The following is a 2,057-nucleotide window of genomic DNA, read 5'->3' as shown; positions in this document are numbered from 1 at the left end:
CTCGTCGTCGCGGTAGGACAGGCCGTAGCGCAGGTACCAGCGCATCGCGACCACGATCACGTCGGCCGGGAACCGATAGCCAGCGAACGCCGACCGCGGAGGTGACCCCACCCGGTACCGCGCTGCACGCTTCACCACTCAAGCCTGCCTGATCTACCGAGCAGCGAACGCAACAGAGCCTCTGGTGGTATGTCGATGAAGCGGCGAGCTTGGCAGGTGGAAATCAGGCCACAGCGGTCTCGGGGACCATCGGGTCGTGGCCGTACAGCCAGTCGATCTCGGGGGAGAGCCCGAAGCTGGACGCCATTGCCGCGTCCCGCGCCTGCTGGTCGGGGCCGTCCGGTAGGTGGAAGCGACGGCCGTTCGCGCGGGACATGTCCTGCACGCGCGTGGCGCGGCCCCGGCGGATCGACTCGTACTGGTGGAGCGCGGTGGGCACCTCGCGGCGGCCGGCCCCCTCCAGGCAGGCGGCGAGCACGGCAGCGTCCTCGATGGCTTGGGCCGCTCCCTGCGCCCCGTACGGCAGCATCGGATGGCACGCGTCACCCAGCAGCGTGACTGGTCCGGTGCTCCACCGCGCCAGCGGCGGCCGGTCGAACAGGGCCCACTTGAGGGGACGATCGAGCGCGTCGATGATGCCGCCGACGGCGGGATGCCAGCCGGTGAACGCGGCGCGCAGCTCCTCGGAGTCGCCGGGGTCGGTCCACGACTCCCGTGTCCAGGAGTCCTCTTCCACGACGCACACAACGTTGTGAAGCCGCCCGGCGGAAACGAAGTAGTGGACGAAGTGGGCGCCCGGACCCAGCCGGACCGTGCAGCGCGGCTCCAGGTTCAGGCGGCTGAGCCGTTCGGCCGGCACGAGGCCGCGGTACGCGACATGGCCGGTGAACCGTGGCTGCTCCGGGCCGTACAGGGCCTCGCGCACCACGGAGTGGATCCCGTCGGCGCCGACGACGACGTCGGCGGTCACGGTGCCGCCGTCGGCGAACCGTACCTCGGCACCCGTGCCGTCGTGGTTGACCCCGCGGCACCGGCGGCCGGTCCCGATCCGGTCGGGGCCCACCGCGTCGGCGAGCACCGCCACCAGGTCGCTACGGTGCGCGTGCAGGTAGGGCGCACCGTAGGTGGCGGCAATGCCGGCGCCGAGCGGCGTCCGGGACAGCAGCCGTCCGTCGTCCCAGCGGCGGAAGTCGAAGGTCGCCGGCGCGAACGCCGACTTCTCGATGGCCGGCAGAACGCCGAGGCGGTGCAGGATCCGCGCGCAGTTCGGCGCGAGCTGGATACCCGCCCCGACCTGCGACACCGCGCCGGACTGCTCGTAGACGCGCACGTCGAATCCGGCCCGCAGCAGCGCCAGCGCCGCGGCCAGACCGCCGATCCCACCGCCGACCACGGCGACGGTCGTCGTGCGTGGCATGTCTCCTCCCATCGTTCACCGGAGCATATGGTGGCGCGGCGGCGGAACGGGTCAGCGAGACGACAGGCAGACACTCCAGAACTTCGTCAGTTTCGTGCAAAGACTCCGGCGCTCAAGGTGTGAGGTCGGCCAGCAGTTCCCGACGCGAGGATTTGCTGCGCCGCGATGCTGCGCCTCGGGAATGGCTATGCCGAGTCGGCGAACGGACGCACGTCGTCAGCCGGACATGCGCCAACGCCGCGGACCATCACGCCTGTCCACGCCAGCCTGGATCGAGTGCCGAGATGCGCGAGCGCTCGTCGGGAGGCGTGAACTGGCCTCCCGGTACCTCTCACGGCTGCTAGAAATTCCGCTGGTTTGGCGACCGTCGCGGCCGCCCCGTGCTGCTCTTGGGTGATCCGTAAAGCTGACCTCTTCCCACGTTGTTCTATGAACACTGGGGAGCAGATTGGGAGCAGCAGGGGGTGTCCAACGGCTCCGGACTGTCCTCAACTGCGCTGAACCGCTGTCAACGGCCGCCCCGTTGATGCTGGTCATCGCAGAGTCGCAGGTCAGAGCCGGTGCGGACCATTCGTTGACACGGAAGAGGTCACTGGTTCGATCCCAGTATCGCCCACTCTACTGATTCCGGGGGCGACCC

At 69.7% G+C, this 2,057-nt stretch carries 1 protein-coding gene; it reads right to left on the bottom strand.

Translation table 11 applies throughout. The features are described from left to right. Positions 1-223: 223 nt before the first annotated feature. A complete protein-coding gene (locus AB0M20_RS40235; protein WP_364306411.1) occupies positions 224-1,417 on the bottom strand; it encodes an FAD-dependent monooxygenase in 1,194 nt (397 codons plus the stop codon). Positions 1,418-2,057: the final 640 nt, after the last annotated feature.

Source organism: Actinoplanes sp. NPDC051633, assembly GCF_040681735.1.
Taxonomy (GTDB): domain Bacteria; phylum Actinomycetota; class Actinomycetes; order Mycobacteriales; family Micromonosporaceae; genus Actinoplanes.
This window is presented reverse-complemented; position numbering and strand designations above follow the sequence as displayed.

Bases quoted from the DNA above. Each gene is read 5' to 3' on its own strand.
- AB0M20_RS40235 (WP_364306411.1), bottom strand. From the start codon at position 1,417: ATGCCACGCACGACGACCGTCGCCGTGGTCGGCGGTGGGATCGGCGGT.